Consider the following 16148-nt stretch of genomic DNA (forward strand, 5'->3'; position numbering starts at 1 on the left):
GAGGTGCAAGACATGTATAAAGTCATCATTGTTGACGACGAAAAGCTTCTGCGTCAGGGATTTATTCATATGACAGATTGGACCCGAAGTGGATTTGAAATTGTTGGCGATGCTGCCAACGGCGTTGAAGCATTGGGCCTCGTGGAACGTCTTCAACCTGACATCGTCGTCACGGATATTCGCATGCCCGTCATGGATGGCATAGAGCTTACCCGCATCCTCAAGCACTCGTACCCACATATTCAAGTGATCATTCTGAGTTCTTACAATGATTTTGATTACGTTAAAGATACGCTACAGCTGGGAGCGCTTGATTATATATTGAAGCCTAAGATGCAATATACGGACCTCGTCAATGCGATGGAAAAAGCGAAACTGACCCATCTGCAGCAAGCAAGTTCAATTCGCCCTGATAAACCAAGCAGCTTTTCCAGGCTCAGTTACTTGAAAAGTCTCTTGTCACCTAGCACGGATACGGGTGAAGTCATTCTAAATAAGCTGTCTGATTTCGATATTTCGCTGCAATCCAGCCAGTTACGCCTAATTCTGGTACAGCTTGAATATGAAGAGGGAGATTCCTTTCTTGTCGAACCCGACCAAGTGATCTCTCAAGTCATCGTCGATGAGATACAGAGTAAACTCAGTGAGTGGAAGAATGGCTGCTGCTTTGCGGTGAATCCGGAGCAAATCCTCATTCTCCAGAATGATTCAGATTCTAACGATCTAGGATGGTTGACAACAAGTCTCGCCCCTTATGATGTGCAGTACTGGCTTTGTGTTAATGAAATCCTCTCAGGCTTGGAGGACATTCATTATGTATATCAACAGCTGCTTGCGATATCAAGCTTTCGATTCTATCAACCGTCCGGCACCGTATTACAAGGAGCTGACTATCGTGAACGCAGCAGTCGTTTGGAATTACAATTCAAGTTGCTGAACGACTTCATTGATAAGCAAAACTTCCAAGGACTTTATGGGCATGTCGACGCCATTGTCCAAGAGAGTCTACGCCATCAACATTATGTTGATCCCTATGCTATGCGAAATGGGTTCATCGAAGTATTATATTATGTGATCCACCGGCTTGATGAAAAAGCATTTGATATTGAAGTGTTGAATACGCAGAAACTTACTTTTTTCAAGGATATCGAGAACTCCCGTCATCTGGACGAATGCTTAGCTATGTTTCAGCACATTCTCATGGAGATCGAACACCAATTGAAGCACAAACGAAATGCTCAGATGAGCCCGACCATCCAAGCCATTCTCGATTATATCCATCAACATTTTAGTGAAGACATTTCGCTTCAGTCAATTGCTCAGCAATTCCATCTGAATAAAAGTTATCTCAGCCAGCTTTTTAAAGTTCAAACAGGAGAAAATTTCAATAACTACTTAGCTCATCTGCGGATTAATGAAGCCAAGGCGATGCTGAGAGAATCCAACCCCAATATTTATAACGTCTGCCAAGCCATTGGCTATCCGAATCCGAGTTATTTCGGTCAGGTTTTCAAGAAAATTGTTGGGATGAAACCATCAGATTACAGCAAACTGTATCATAAATAAAAAGCTGTTCCCAAAGTAAACAACTCTGGGGACAGCTTTTTTCTTTTCGAATCGGATTATTTCACAGCTGCAGCCAGCATACGAAGGACGGCCACGACAACTTCGGCTCTTGTCGCTTTCTCATTCGGTGCGAAGGTATTGCCCTCACGACCGTTTACGATCCCATTTGCCGCGGCTTGGGCAACGAAACTTCTCGCCCACCCAGGGATGCTCGCATCATCAGCGAAGCTCGTTGTTGCTGAACCATTCTCAACCAACTTCATCGCACGTCCCAGAATTGAAACAATTTCAGCACGCGTAATGAGTTGATTAGGACGAATGGTATTGTCTTCATAGCCAGTCAACCAACCCGCGTTGACCGCGCTATTCATATCGGCTAATGCCCAGGCTGGAATTTGGCTAGCATCTGAGAAGCCTGCATTCGTTGTATTTCCTTGTACATGTAAGGCTCTCGCCATTATGGCTACGAATTCTGCACGTGAAATCGCACGATTAGGCAAATAAGAACCGTCTTCATACCCATTGATGATCCCTTGTGTCACACCTTCCTGCAGCTGCTTCTCTGCCCAGTGTCCTGTAATATCTTTCCACTTGGAATCAATTTTAAAGGCTGTCAACGAATGAGCTGGGAACGTGTACGTAAAGTGATCGCCGTTGATGTTCATCTTCGCGGTATCAATCTTCACCGTATTCGGTTTCGCATCCGTGTTGATGGAGTCCAGCTTGTCCCCATTCAAGGTCCAAGCCTCTGCTGTCCCCGCTGTGTAATCCTTCAACTGCACATCGGAGCTAACGGCATCCGTTGCATCCTGGTTAAGAACGATGACATACAGATCGTTTCCCGTTGCTGAAGCCACCGTCATCAATTTATTGATGTTACGCTCTTCTTTATTGTAGGTAATTGCACGCACCGGATTGTTGGCAATGACAGATGCTACTTGGTTCTCGCCACTCATAGCTGTAAACATCTTGTACATATGGGCAGACGCAGAAGGCAAGAAGGAATACGTATCGAAGAGTGCCATCGGAACCGCTGATTTATTTTCGAACCATCTGTCAATTAAAGAATGTCTTAACGCATACTCGATGTCCATATCCATGAACTGCATCAGCATATTGGCTGTTTGCAGCGTTGCACCTAAAGATCCCTCATACAAGAGTGCGGATTTGGTAACGCCATTCTCGTCTTTGTACATCTTCATCTCAGAATCATGAAGACCGAATTCCGTGACAATCGCTTTCAGATCACGCCCAGAATACTTCGTAGATAACTCTTCCACTTCTTTCACTTCTTTGATTTTATCCTCCGAAGCAGCGATAAAATAATTGTTGTACGTAGCTATATCATTCGGATTGTAGGCGATTTGACCTGTCATATCGAACGTATACGGATGTACAACAACGCCGTCATAAGGGACTTTGCTGCCGAAGGTTTTAATCGCATACTCTTTATCCATCGCACTATAGATCTTAATCGAAGGATCAACAGCTTTCATTTTCGTATAAAATTCACCAAAACCTGCATGTGTTGTCTGATAGCTGATTCGGACTTCTTTCCCATCTGCCAGAATATTCCCATTGCTGCCACCGCTGCCAAAAGTAATAGCGCCTGACTTTTCATCCAGCGTATAGACATTTTTATCGCCTGCACCAACCAAATTAGTCACGCGAGTCCACGTTTCACCAACCCAATCCGATTTCCCAGTTGCTGTGTTATACACATTGTTTCCAACCGATACCGCTACAGGTGTACCTACATCAATCGGTGCGTAGTACGCATACTTCACTTGATTAGGCTTGCCATTGCTTTTGGACGCATCCGTCGGATCTGCCTTATTCGTTCCATCCCGCCAATCATCTATACCGCCAGTCTTCTGTAGTGTAAACTTCACTGTTCCGCCATTCGCATAGAGATAGGCTATGCGATCATTTCTGTCCATGGCTAGGAGCGTCGGGTCGGTAGATACCAATTGCCCTTCCATCCAATACGTTTGGGAGTTGAAGAAATTTACTTCATTTCCCATTTCAAACGTTTTGATGTTATACGGCGCTGGGTGCCCATTCTCAGCTCGCTTCATCGCCCATGGATGCGCAACATCTGCTGGGGCATTCAGGTACTCAACCAAGTCAGCAGCATCCTGTGGATTCCCGTTCCCGATGTTATACACGTACGGTGTGACATAGCCATGTTTTTCAGAGAACTGCATCGCTTCATCTAAGCCGAAATTCGGTTTCTCAGGTCCATTTCCTAAGTAGGGATTGATTTGATTCATCCTTTGTTCCGTTGGTCCAATTGAACGCTTCCACCAAAATAGATTCGAAGTCGTCCCTCCTGGATAGCGAACAGCTTTCAGTCCAATATCCTTCACGACTTTATCAAACTCAGGGAACACACGCTTTTCCTTCGCATCCCACATGCCCACACCATCAACGAAATAGCGGTGATTTACACCGAATAGACCAGGTTGAATTGGATGCTTTACATCACTTGGGTTTACGGTAATTTGTGTCGTCGTTGCCTCCGCAGCAGCTGCGCTCAGAGGTGCGATTGTACCCCCGACTAGCATCGAAGTACCCAGAACAAGACTCGTGAATCCGCTTACATTTTTCTTTAATTTAACCATCGTAACCTCCCTGAAGCTGTTTTTGTTATAGTAAACGAAAGGAAGGTCCTAGTAGCAGGATTAATTTGGACCTTCCTGACGATGTTACTCTAAACCAAGACGTACATATTGCTCATCTGGTGAATCGTGATCAGCTAATGCTTTGCGCAGGAGCTCCATCATGTGTTGCTCTATCACTTCATCCTGGATAGGATGATGCTGTCCATAATCTTCACTGTTATCGTAAAGCAGACTCTCCCGAATAAGCGCACCATTGATATGAAAAGCTTGCGTTTGGTCCTTCATCTGTACATTACTTCCAGCGATTTTATAAACAGGGAAGTCCGTCCACTTGAGGAAGGGTCCCATTTCAATTTGACTTTTGTCCACAATTTGCTCCGCGCCATAGTAATGACCAATGGTAGTTAACATGGAGCCATAGAAGTATATGGGAGAATTATTCGCAAGTGGTGAAGCTCGGAAATACGTATACTTCCCATCCGTAATGTTCACATTTTTACCGAAGTAGCCGTAAATGGCGCTATCTCGAATCGACTCGGACTCTCCGCTCAGCAGCGGTATCCACGATTTTCCATGCAGCTTGTTCCGGCATGTATTTGGATCCACTCCGAAGTGTTCTAAAAGCGTAGGAAATACATCGATATTTTGTGTTAAAGCATCAATCCGCTTCCCCGCACAATCGCTCCCTGGCACATGCACCATCAGTGGAATATGGCAAATTTCGTTGTACGCTGGCATGACATTTTTGGCCATAAAATTGTGCTCGCCTAGCAGATAGCCGTGGTCAGATGTAAAGATCAGCATCGTATCATCCCACATGCCATTGGCATCCATCTTATCTAGCAACTTTCCTACCCAGCGATCCGTCATTGTCAAAAGTGCGGCATATCGTTTGCGAATGTGCTGAACCGCATCTTCCGGTACGTTTACTTGTCCATACTCTGGCCAATAGTAGGAGGGACCCTCATAATCATCCCCGTAATTCGTCAGCTCTTGCTCTGGCAAGTCGAATGGTTCATGCGGATCGAAAGCCTCCACCCATAAAAGGAAGTTATCTTCATCCTTGTTGTTATTTAACCAATCAATTGCTGACTTAATGGTCTTGGGTGAAGAATAGTCCTCTTCCGTTTGGAATTGTGTACGATTCAACGCGTACTGTGGCAAATATTTGCCAATTTGCTCTGGCTTCTCCGGCGGCGTCACCTTCGATACCCAAGTATCCAACTCTTGTCCTCGAATGAAATCATACGTATTGAACTGTTGGCAGTAGTTCTCCCCGCCTACGCGGAAATAATGGTAATGATCTGTTGATATGTGTGAAAAGATACCGTTATCCCGTAATACTTCCGGCAGGGATTGATCAAATGGCTCCAAGGGGCCCCAATTTCGTTCTAGAAAACCAAGCCGCCCAGTCATCATATCGCGGCGTGCCGGCATGCAGGGGAGCGAGCCTGCCCAATGGTTCGTGAACACAGCCGACTTCTCGGCAATTCTGTCGATATTCGGTGTCTCCACACCTTCTGCACCATAGGCACTGAGATAGTGCCTATTGACGGAGTCCATTAGCAAAACAATTGCTTTCATCCTGAATTCCCCTTCTTTCTCTACGCTTGTAAATTAGCCTTTGATACCCGATGTAACAATACCTTCAACGAAGTATTTCTGTGTAAATAAGAAGAGAATGAGCAATGGTAAAATAATAAGTGTGGTTGCAGACATCAACAGATTCCACTGCACTTGTGTCTCATCCCGGAACATCGTGAGCGCAAGTTGAACGGTTTTCATCGAATCCGCGTTCGTCACGATCAGCGGCCATGTGTATTCATTCCACGACTGCGTAGCCTTTAGTGCAATCAAAGTAGCAAAGATTGGCTTACTTACTGGGACATAGATATGCATGAATGTTTGGAAGCGTGTTAAGCCATCAATTTTCGCAGCATCATCCAGTTCTTTCGGAAAGCCGAGATAGAACTGTCTGAACAAAAACACTCCGAAGGAACCAGCTACATAAGGCGCAATCAAGCCCATATAGGAGTTAATCCACCCTAAGCCGCCTTGCCCTAAGAAATCATTTCCACCCGCGAACGGGACATGTCTCAGAATTAAGAACACGGGAATCATGGTCACTTGTGGAGGAATCATAAGTCCAATCAAAGAGATTAAGAAGAGCAAATCTCGTCCTTTGAAATTCAATCTAGCAAAGCTGTAACCCGCAATGGAGTTTAGTAACAAACTGACTACAACCGTGATCATGGTAACAAAGAGCGAATTGAAAAAGTAGCGACTCCAGTTCCCACGCGACATGGCTTCCACGTAGTTATGCCAGACGAATGTTTTGGGGAAGAAGATAAAGCTTGGTGACATGATGTCTCCCATTGTTTTGAGCGATGTCAGTACCATGAGTAGAAAAGGAAAAATCATGAGAAGCGAAAAAATCAGAACAATAATGGAGAGCGCAATTTTGGGTTTGGTTTGTTCCATTTTTCATCAACCACCTTATTTAATCGATGTCATTACCTTGGCCATATTTGAAATTGACGATGGTAATAACCGCAATAATTCCAAGTAAAACCGTTGCCATTGCTGAAGAGTATCCTAGCTGGAATTCCCCGAAAGCTCGGTTATATATTTGATGAACAATTGTAGTCGTCGAATTCATCGGACCGCCGTTTGTTAAAATTTTGATCTGTTCGAATACATTGAAATTATTAATAAGTCCCGTAATTAGAAGGAAGAAGGTAATCGGCTTAAGCATTGGAACCGTAATTCGGAAAAACTTCTGAAGCGTACTAGCCCCGTCTACGGAAGCTGCTTCGTATAAATCCCGCGGTACACCTTGAAGACCTGCTAAATAAATCACCATGTTGTAGCCTACGAATTTCCAAATCCCCATAATAATAAGGGCAACCATCGCCCAGTTCGGGTCATACAACCATTGCTTGCCTGCGATATGGAAAAATCCGAGTACACTGTTCGCAATGCCGCGAGATGGTTCATAAATCCACAACCAAATCATCGATACAGCAACCATGGATGTCACATGCGGTGTGAAAAATCCTGTTCGGAAAAACGAAAGCCCGATTAATTTATTGTTCAATAAGCTGGCGAAAATTAAGCCGAGTCCTAGTGTAAAGATGAGCGTAAAGAATGTGTATATGAACGTATTTTTGAGCGAGATCCAAAAAAACTTATCTCCCCACAAAATTTTGTAATTTTTGAACCCGATAAAATCCATGCTGTTCATGTCATAGTTCGTGAAGCTGAGATAAATGTTCATGAGAATCGGAACTAACACAAAAATAAGCAAGAAGAAATAAAATGGCGCGATAAGTACATATCCGATGGGATCGCTATCAAGCTGTCCCTTCTTCACTTTTGGAACAGTTGAAGCTTCACGAGGTGCTAGGCTTGCATTCATGGTGACTCTCCTTCCAGCCTGTTAACGGAGTAAGATGAGCGGGCAGACAGCTCCGATGAATCACTGTCTGAAAGCCCGCTTGCTTCTTCCTGATTTAACGAAATTTATTTAGCTATATTTTTGAGTTCATTTTGAAGATTTTCTTGTGCATCTTTGAGTGCTTGTTCAGGTGTTTTCTTCTTGCTGATCGCTTCTTCATAGGATTGGATGATGTATTTGTTATACAAAGCCAACCAAGGCACAACTGGCTTACCTTTTCCATTGTTTACATAATCGAGCAATACGCTGTTGAATGCTGGATCTTCATCTGTAAATTGTTTGCCAAGTGACTTCTTGACCACAGGGATTTTCAAATCTTTATAACGCTTCCAAACTTGCTCGTTGGACATCATGAATTTAATAAATTCGAAGGACTCATCTTTATGCTTACTTGCGTTTCCAATTGTGAATAGACGGTAGCCATTGAAGCCTACTTTTGTTTCTTTTTGAAGTACTGGAGCGAAACCTAACTTGTCTTTCAAGTCTGGATTGTTTTTGATCAGGTTGCTGATTCCACTTGTTTGCAGGAACGACATCGCCGATTTACCGCTTACAAAAGGAATTTCATCTTTCTTCTGATAATTGTAAGGAATGCTTACTTTCTTGTTGTTCAACTCCACTAAGTATTTCAGACCATCAACGGCTTTCGCATCATTCAGATCAGGTACGCTTTGCGCCTCGTCGATGAGCTTTGCACCATTCTGGCGAAGGAACGGTTCAACGAATACGTCTGCGGACGTAAGTGGAATATCAAAGCCTGCACGCGTTACATTTCCATTTGCGTCCCTCTTAGTAAGCTTCTCCGCGTAGCTTGCAAGCTCGTCCCAGTTCGCTGGTGGTTTGTTCGGATCAAGGCCTGCTTCTTGGAAATAGTCTTTACGATATGTCAGAATTTCAGGTGCTGGGAAGAATCCTAAGCCTAATGTTTTGTTCTGATATTTACCTGCGTTCAAAGCACTATCCATGATATCTGCTTTTTGATCCCACTTATCGATGTATGCATCTAATGGAGCAAAGTCGCCTTTCGCCCCTCTTGTTCCCATGAAAGCAAGGTAGGCAGAAAAAATATCTGGCATTGTGCCACTTAGCTTCGCAGAGTTCAGCTTGGTATCAATATCCTCAGCTGCAGATGGAAGCACGGTTGTTTCGATCGTGACATTCGGGTGAAGCTTTTCGAATTCTCTAGCGGCGTTGTTGAAATATTCATCATTGGCCTTATCTGCGCCCGGGAACCAGAACGTTAGTTTAACAGGATCTTTGCTCGCTGCAGCAGGAGTCCCCGTTGCTGTTTTCGCTGTTTCGGTTGCTGCTGGCTTGTCTGTCGAGCTACATCCAGCTAATAGTCCTCCTGCAATGACCGTACTTAGAGATAAAGCGGTTACTTTTTTGATATTCATTTTATACAACTCCCCTATTGTGCTTTTGTGTAGTATTTGAATCTCATTGGCCTACTTCATTATTATAGATAGCGCTTTCTTTTGCGTGAAGAAATGAAAATTAGATCATTTGTTTAGTTTTTCAGTAGTTTTTCCCATTAGATTCCCAATTACTTGAATCGCATCTCCAAACTAATAAAATATTTTGGTAACTCCTCGATATATTTAGATTGGCTACTTCAACAGGAAACAAAAAAAGCCCGCGCATGGCGCGAGCCTCCTCCTATATATCCCTATAGCACTTTGGACAAAAACGATTTCGTACGTTCCTGAGTCGGTGCCTCAAAAATTTGTTTCGGGTTGCCTTCCTCGACAATAACTCCTTGCTCCATGAACATGACGCGATCGCCAACTTCACGCGCGAAGCCCATTTCATGCGTCACGACAACCATTGTCATACCTTCTTTGGCCAATTGTTTCATAACCGCAAGCACTTCGCCTACCATCTCTGGATCAAGCGCGGAAGTGGGTTCATCGAACAACATGATCTTCGGCTCCATCGCAAGTGCACGTGCAATCGCAACACGCTGAGCTTGACCACCGGATAAAGAATCCGGAAGTGCGTTTGCTTTGTCTGCAAGTCCAACTTTGGCCAAAAGCTCCAAGGCTTTCTTCCGTGCTTTATCCTCCGGCCATTTCCGTACCTGGATTGGCGCAAGCATAATATTATCAATAACCTTCATATGAGGGAATAAGTGAAACCGCTGAAAAACCATACCTAATTCCATGCGGATCTCGTTAATTTTGTTCGCAGGGTCCATGAGATTGCGACCCTCAATCGTGATCGTTCCACCATTGGGCTGCTCCAGCAGATTCAAGCAACGTAAGAAAGTAGATTTCCCGGATCCGGAAGGACCAATTACAACCAGCACTTCTTGGTGCCGAATTTCCGTACTAATGTCACGAAGAACAACGTTATCTCCGAACGCTTTTTTCAAGTTCTTAACTTCTATTAAAGCCGTCATATTATACTCTCCTTTCGATATAGCCAAGAAGCTTGCTAAGAGAGTAAGTAAGAATGAAATAAATAAGTGCAGCTGTCAAATATGGCTCCCATACTTTGAAATATTGGCTGCGCATCGCGTTCGACCAATACATCAACTCAGGCGCTGCGATAATGGCGAATAACGAGGAATCCTTGATAAGTACGATGAATTCATTCCCGAAAGGCGGAATCATCCGTTTGATCGCTTGCGGTAAAATAACCGATTTCATCGTTTGGAAATGCGTCATGCCTAGAGAATGCGCGGCTTCCGTCTGGCCTTTATCAATCGATTGAATACCTGCACGGAAAATCTCCGCCATATACCCCGCCGAATTCAAGGACAATGCCACGATGGAAGCAATGATGGGGTTTGTTGACCCTAAAAACAAAGGAACAACCCCAAAGTGAACAAGCAATATTTGAACCAGCAACGGAGTGCCGCGGAAGAAGTTAACATATATACTTGTCGGCCATCTCAAATAGCCGCGGTGTGACATTTTACCTAAACCAACTGCCAGACCCAAAACAGAGCCGAAACAGATGGAGAGAATGGAAATACCAATCGTCCATAGCGTACCTTTCAGCAGCAAGGGGACATAATCAAGAATAATATCAAACCGAAAATCCATTCCACACTTCCTTTCCATGTATTATTCTGCTACTCACAGAAGAAAAGCATGCGTAAGGTTGAGTCACGCATGCTTTTGAACTTTTATTTTTGATCGAGCAATTTCTTCATATCTGGCTCTTGACCGAACCATTTTTTGTACACTGTTGCATAAGTGCCGTTCTCAATTACTTTTTTGATCGCAGGATCCAGCTTCGCTTTCAGGTCGCTGCCTTTAGGAAGCAAGATGCCATAGTACTCGGATTCGAAGTTTTTGCTGTCAGATATCGAAACGATTTTTTTGTTTGGATTGTTTTTAACATACTCACGAATAATAGCAATATCCGCAACAACCGCGTCAACACCGTTACTCTCAAGTTCCATCAAGGCAAGCGTATTATTATCCATACGTTTGAGGGACTTATTATCTCCACCCATAATTTTCGTCATAAGTGTATCAGCCGTAGTAGAGATTTGAACCGCTACTTTCTTATCCTTCAAATCAACTGCAGTTTTGATCGGGCTGCCTTCTTTAACAAGAATCATATTCGTTGACTCGAAATAAGGAGCTGTATAATCATACGTTTGTTTACGCTCATCCGTAATGGATACACTGGAAATACCTGCTTGATACTCTTTACCTTGTTGAACACTCGTCAACATCGTATCCCAACCCGTGTTCGTAATGCTATAAGCTAGACCTGCTTCTTTCATCACTTCAGCAAGGAAGTCGATATCAAAGCCAGCTACCTTGTCTTTATCCATATATTCCATCGGTGCATAAGCTGCATCTGTTGCAAATTTAACTTTCGTACCACCACTATCTTTGGAGCCACAACCTGCCATTGTTATAACTAAAGCTGCTGCTACCAAAGAAATCATTAATTTTTTCATCATTTTTCCCCCGCTCTATGTAATGGACGAATCATATATTAACACTTGGTCAATAAAATAACAACACTTTTATGTGTAAAAAAAGCAAGGAAATTGCAGGAAGTATGAATTTAAATGCATTTTCAGATTCATGCACAGATGGCACACACAGCTTTGTCATCATGCATGATGCAAAAAAACGCTTAGGTCTTAGAGACCCAAGCGCTCGAGCTTGCCGTTACATGATTTACATCATTTTAAGTATCGCTTCTCTTCCAGTCATCCCTGCTACAATACCTAAGTCTTCCGCCGTATAGGTTACTGATTCAAGCGGTGCTTCCAAAAGCTCCTCGATCGTTCGAACCCCGGTAGCTCGCGCCGCTACAATATTCCTGTCACTTAAACGCTCATTGAGCAGCGCCACATCGAGGGCGCCACACATAATATATCCTTTATCCGTCGTCACCACTAACAAGGTCGTCTTCGGCAATTTGACCTCTATCGCGATTGCTGTATGTCCTTCAAGAAGAATGGGTTCTACGCGCATCATGCTCTGCACAGCTCCTCTTCGCAGTCTTACGGTAGTATATGCGCCTGCGGCTAGTACGGTGTGAGGTCACTGTAAAGATTCTGTGTGTTTTTTCATAACCTCATTAGCGCTCTCCRCTCAGCTTGAGGTCTACATACTGGACAAACGCCAACAACTCTTCCTTGTTCGTCTGAATAGAAACTCAGCTTCTTTTCCTTTTTACGACAAAACGAACACATTTGCTTATTCACTTTGGATACTCGCTTCCCATGAAGTGACATCTGTATAATCTTCGTCGTCTCAACTTTATCTCTAATTCTAAAAGTTAGTCTATAAATCAAAAGAAGCACACTCAATAGGATGATAACAAGTACGATCCATTTCATAGCGCAACCTTCCTTCATGCCATATTCTTTCAGGTTTACTGGAGATGCAAATCTGTTGTTGCCTTAATCATGCGAATTTTTTCTTTCTGTTCTTTAATAACGTCTTCATACACTTTTAATTGCTTTACAAATAAAGCATATTCCTCTTCTGCTTCTTTGAGAATGGCTTCTGCCTCCATCAATTTTAATCTCAAATCTTCTCTCGCCGTATAATCATCCAATGTAGTACCTCCGTAAAAATGATTTATTTTCTCTACTCGAATTTACTCGAAATTACTCAGGGGAAGAGCCATTTATGAAAACGAGGCTACATTTGAATATGATATCATGATATAGTTAAGATGAGTGCGATTTTCGTGCAGTTAGGAGGCTATGATGAACCAACGGGATTCAAACACAAGTCCGAAGAATGGACATTTATTCACCGTAGAGATTTTAATTGAAGATCAGACCAATGGCCTAGCAATGGAAAAGCTCCTTCATTTGTTAAATGCAGACGCGATCAAAGATTATCAAATCCTTAAAGGCATCCAGCTCGGTCAACTTATTGAATTGAATACGAAACAAGGAAGTCCCGCTTCCTTACATACAAATAAAAAAACTGGCGCTCCTACGCCAACCTCAACTGGCAGAACGAACCCCACTGAAGCCGCGAAACACATTGTTGAGCAGTTAGAGAGTTTCAAGACGAACAATACCTTGATTCGTTTGACGGTGATCAAAGCGCAAGGAATTAAACTAAACCTCCCTTGTCGAATCCTCAATTTTGACGCGAGCAGCCAGAATGTGACTGTCTATCATGTTGATGAGAAAAAGGTATATCTATTCAAGTTAAATGAAATTGATGACTACGTAGCAACAAATTGAATAAAAGGTACCCTTGCTAACGATCTGCATGGGTACCTTTTTCTATTCACCTGACGCAGCTGCAACTGAAATGCCATGCTTTAGCATATGCTCCAGCTCTAAACGATCAACAGGAGGACTAAACCAATATCCTTGAACCTCATTGCATCGATTTTGATATAAGAATTTCAATTGATCTTCGGTCTCTACACCTTCTGCGATAACTTTCAGATTCAAATGGTGCGTCATGGCTATAATGGTCGCAACAATGGCCGCGTCATTCGGATCTACCATGATATCGCGGACGAAGGAGCGGTCAATCTTCAGCTTATCAATCGGAAATTTCTTCAAATAATAAAGCGAACTATAACCTGTACCGAAGTCGTCGATACTCACATTCACACCAAGTTCTTTCAATTCAAGCAGTGATTGAATGGCATGATCCACATCCATCGTCATACTTTCAGTAATTTCCAACTCCAAATATTGCGGATCCAGCTCGGTCTGCTCAAGAACATGCCTTATTTTCCCTTTCAGATTATGCTGGAAAAACTGTCGCATCGATAAATTCACTGAGATCGGAATAGGGGCATACCCTTCAGACTGCCATGTTTTGTTTTGCTTACAAGCCGCGCGGAGCACCCACTCGCCAATCGGTACGATCAATCCACTTTCTTCCGCTAATGGGATAAAATGATTAGGCATAACCATCCCCTTGTCCGGGTGATTCCACCGAATTAAAGCTTCTACACCAACAATTCGCCCCGATCCTATATCCACCTGAGGCTGGTAGTACAGTACGAATTCTTCATTAACTAACGCTCTGCGCAGCTCATTCTCCAGCCTCAAACGATTGATCGAAACAGATTTCATATCCGAATTGAATATCTGAAAATCGTTTCGCCCTTTCTCTTTGGCCCGGGCTAATGCAATATCCGCATATTTCATCAATTCATCAGCTTCACCTGTATCTTCCGAAGAAATGGCGACACCTATACTTGCCGTGACATGCAGCTCATATTGTTCAAGGAGGAATGGCTTCTCCAAGACACGATTGATTTCAGCAATAACGGTCATCACATCATTCACATCTTCTACATTGGAATAGAAAAAGGCAAATTCGTCACCTTCCGTACGCGCCAAGAAATCCTCAGCGGTCAAACAGCGAGTGAACCGTTCTGCAAGTTGAAGTAGCAGCATGTTGCCATAGTCATGCCCAAAGCTATCATTTACAAGTTTGAAGCGATCAATATCCAAATAAAACACCGCGACCTTATGTCCTTCTTCTTTACAAAGACGCAGTCGTTCGTCCAAATGATCTTTAAATAACCGTCGATTCGGAAGCCCCGTCATATCATCGTAATAGGCCATGAAACGGACTTGCTCATCGCCACGTTTACGTTCCGTAATGTCCTGACAAATCAGAATATTACCTTTGGCATGATGATGGATATCGACAGGAACAGCTGTTACGTGCAAATCGACACGATAACCGCGCTGATGCAGTACCGACGTATCAAAGGTATATGGAATTCCGTTGCGACTTTGCTGCAATTGCCACTCGGTTGTCTCCAACTGTTCTTCCGTTACAATGCCTGTAAAAGGTTGATGCATTAGATCTGTAACCGAGTATCCCAGAATCGATTCTACTGCTTGATTCATACGAATAAAATTACCTTCATCATTAAAAATCCCGATCGCATTGGGATTATGTTCAAATAGCGAATCCAGTACACTTAGATACGCATGATCTCTCGGGAGTTCCTTGGGCATCGGCGGTTGTCGCAGCGAGTTCTTAGCACGCAATACGTAAAGTAGTGCGAGTGCGCCCGAGAGACAAATCCATGGGGCGTACGGCTTTACGAAAATGCTAACGCATATGGCTACGACGACATATACGCCAATATAGAGCCGATTGTTCACGAATTCGCCTCCTTCTATAGTTCTATGTTCAATAGGGTGGCCTTTCGTAGATGTCCGATCCAAGCTCCCAAATGATGTAAAATAATCTCGCGCACATTACCAATCAGTGTTTACTTTCTACAAAGGTTGCGCCATTTCCTGCTAACTTGCCATGAAATGCGAAAAAGAGCCAGATTTCTCCGGCTCTTTCGACTAATTTAATTTAAACGCTGCAATGGCTAACAGGGTCCAACCGACAAGGAAGCTTAATCCGCCTAGCGGAGTTATAGGTCCAAAGGCTTTAATACCTGTCAAGCTTAATCCATACAAACTGCCAGAGAACAAGATAATTCCGATGAAGATAGCCCACCCTGAGGCATTCACCAAGGAAGTATTTCCTAGCTTGTCCGAGAGCAGCGCGATCACGAGTAAAGCAATCGCGTGTATCATGTGATAATGAACGCCTGTTTGAAACACGTCGATCTTATCAGGAATTTTCGTTTTCAAATAGTGGGCGCCAAACGCACCTAATGCAACAGATAGGAAAGCATTCAAGCTTCCTAAAATCATAAACAATTTCATCATAAGACTTTATTTCCTTTCACTGCTGTAATGAACTACTCGACTTCACCAATATCATGTTGGCCTACAATTAAACGAACAGGCTCCAAGAAAACACGCGTAACGGTTGGCTGCTCGATTAAATTAACTTCAATATCTTCGATCTTATAACGAATCGTCTTTCCCTCACGCTTGTCATAGACAACGTCGAACTGCTTCAAACCTAGTTGATGAATCAAAACGGAAGAACCAATCGAGACTGCATTCGACTCGAATTCTCCGTGTTCAAATATCACCTCGGACATAATCTCATCATTCATATCGACAATCGTGACGTACTGGCAAAATTGGTATCTCATCGTAAAAAATCCCCCTC

Annotated in this window: 15 protein-coding genes; 2 read left to right on the plus strand and 13 right to left on the minus strand. The window is 43.3% G+C overall.

Going from position 1 to position 16148, the window contains the following annotated elements; genetic code table 11:
* Positions 1-12: 12 nt before the first annotated feature.
* On the plus strand, positions 13-1566 hold the full coding sequence (locus tag AB4114_RS18925) for a response regulator transcription factor (protein WP_441989876.1): 1554 nt from the start codon (positions 13-15) through the stop codon (positions 1564-1566).
* 56 nt (positions 1567-1622) lie between these two features.
* On the opposite strand, the gene AB4114_RS18930 is transcribed toward AB4114_RS18925, so the two are convergent.
* The 10 genes from AB4114_RS18930 to AB4114_RS18975 form a co-directional block, all read right to left on the minus strand.
* A complete protein-coding gene (locus AB4114_RS18930; protein ID WP_441989877.1) occupies positions 1623-4190 on the minus strand; it encodes an S-layer homology domain-containing protein in 2568 nt (855 codons plus the stop codon).
* Between the two features lie 84 nt (positions 4191-4274).
* Entirely contained in the window at positions 4275-5774 is a 1500-nt protein-coding gene (locus AB4114_RS18935; protein WP_441989878.1) for a sulfatase, read from the minus strand.
* Positions 5775-5807: 33 nt separating this feature from the next.
* The gene (locus tag AB4114_RS18940; RefSeq protein WP_441989879.1) at positions 5808-6671 is read right to left on the minus strand and encodes a carbohydrate ABC transporter permease; all 864 of its coding nucleotides are present in this window, start codon (positions 6669-6671) and stop codon (positions 5808-5810) included.
* Between the two features lie 19 nt (positions 6672-6690).
* Entirely contained in the window at positions 6691-7608 is a 918-nt protein-coding gene (locus tag AB4114_RS18945; protein WP_441989880.1) for a carbohydrate ABC transporter permease, read from the minus strand.
* Positions 7609-7712: 104 nt separating this feature from the next.
* Complete coding sequence (locus tag AB4114_RS18950; protein ID WP_441989881.1) at positions 7713-9044, minus strand: ABC transporter substrate-binding protein; 1332 nt, start codon at positions 9042-9044, stop codon at positions 7713-7715.
* A 272-nt stretch (positions 9045-9316) separates the two neighbouring features.
* Complete coding sequence (locus tag AB4114_RS18955) at positions 9317-10048, minus strand: amino acid ABC transporter ATP-binding protein (protein ID WP_441989882.1); 732 nt, start codon at positions 10046-10048, stop codon at positions 9317-9319.
* 1 nt (position 10049) lies between these two features.
* Complete coding sequence (locus AB4114_RS18960; RefSeq protein ID WP_056624247.1) at positions 10050-10697, minus strand: amino acid ABC transporter permease; 648 nt, start codon at positions 10695-10697, stop codon at positions 10050-10052.
* 83 nt (positions 10698-10780) lie between these two features.
* Positions 10781-11569: a basic amino acid ABC transporter substrate-binding protein gene (locus AB4114_RS18965; protein WP_441989900.1), complete on the minus strand. Its 789-nt coding sequence runs from the start codon at positions 11567-11569 to the stop codon at positions 10781-10783.
* Positions 11570-11795: 226 nt separating this feature from the next.
* The gene (locus AB4114_RS18970; protein WP_056624253.1) at positions 11796-12098 is read right to left on the minus strand and encodes a YunC family protein; all 303 of its coding nucleotides are present in this window, start codon (positions 12096-12098) and stop codon (positions 11796-11798) included.
* Positions 12099-12498: 400 nt separating this feature from the next.
* Positions 12499-12684: a hypothetical protein gene (locus AB4114_RS18975; protein WP_441989883.1), complete on the minus strand. Its 186-nt coding sequence runs from the start codon at positions 12682-12684 to the stop codon at positions 12499-12501.
* 151 nt (positions 12685-12835) lie between these two features.
* Between AB4114_RS18975 and AB4114_RS18980 the strand changes: the two genes are divergently transcribed.
* Positions 12836-13330 carry a hypothetical protein gene (locus AB4114_RS18980; RefSeq protein WP_441989884.1) on the plus strand — a complete coding sequence of 165 codons (495 nt, stop codon included), beginning with the start codon at positions 12836-12838 and terminating at the stop codon, positions 13328-13330.
* Between the two features lie 42 nt (positions 13331-13372).
* Here the strand turns inward: AB4114_RS18980 and AB4114_RS18985 are convergent, their stop codons facing one another.
* The 3 genes from AB4114_RS18985 to AB4114_RS18995 form a co-directional block, all read right to left on the minus strand.
* Positions 13373-15232, minus strand: coding sequence for a putative bifunctional diguanylate cyclase/phosphodiesterase (locus tag AB4114_RS18985; RefSeq protein WP_441989885.1), 1860 nt, complete (start codon positions 15230-15232; stop codon positions 13373-13375).
* Between the two features lie 192 nt (positions 15233-15424).
* Entirely contained in the window at positions 15425-15793 is a 369-nt protein-coding gene (locus AB4114_RS18990) for a DUF423 domain-containing protein (protein WP_056624735.1), read from the minus strand.
* A gap of 35 nt (positions 15794-15828) precedes the next feature.
* Complete coding sequence (locus AB4114_RS18995) at positions 15829-16131, minus strand: hypothetical protein (RefSeq protein ID WP_171638030.1); 303 nt, start codon at positions 16129-16131, stop codon at positions 15829-15831.
* Between the last annotated feature and the right edge of the window lie 17 nt (positions 16132-16148).

The organism is Paenibacillus sp. 2RAB27, assembly GCF_052115445.1.
In the GTDB taxonomy this organism is placed as follows: domain Bacteria; phylum Bacillota; class Bacilli; order Paenibacillales; family NBRC-103111; genus Paenibacillus_E.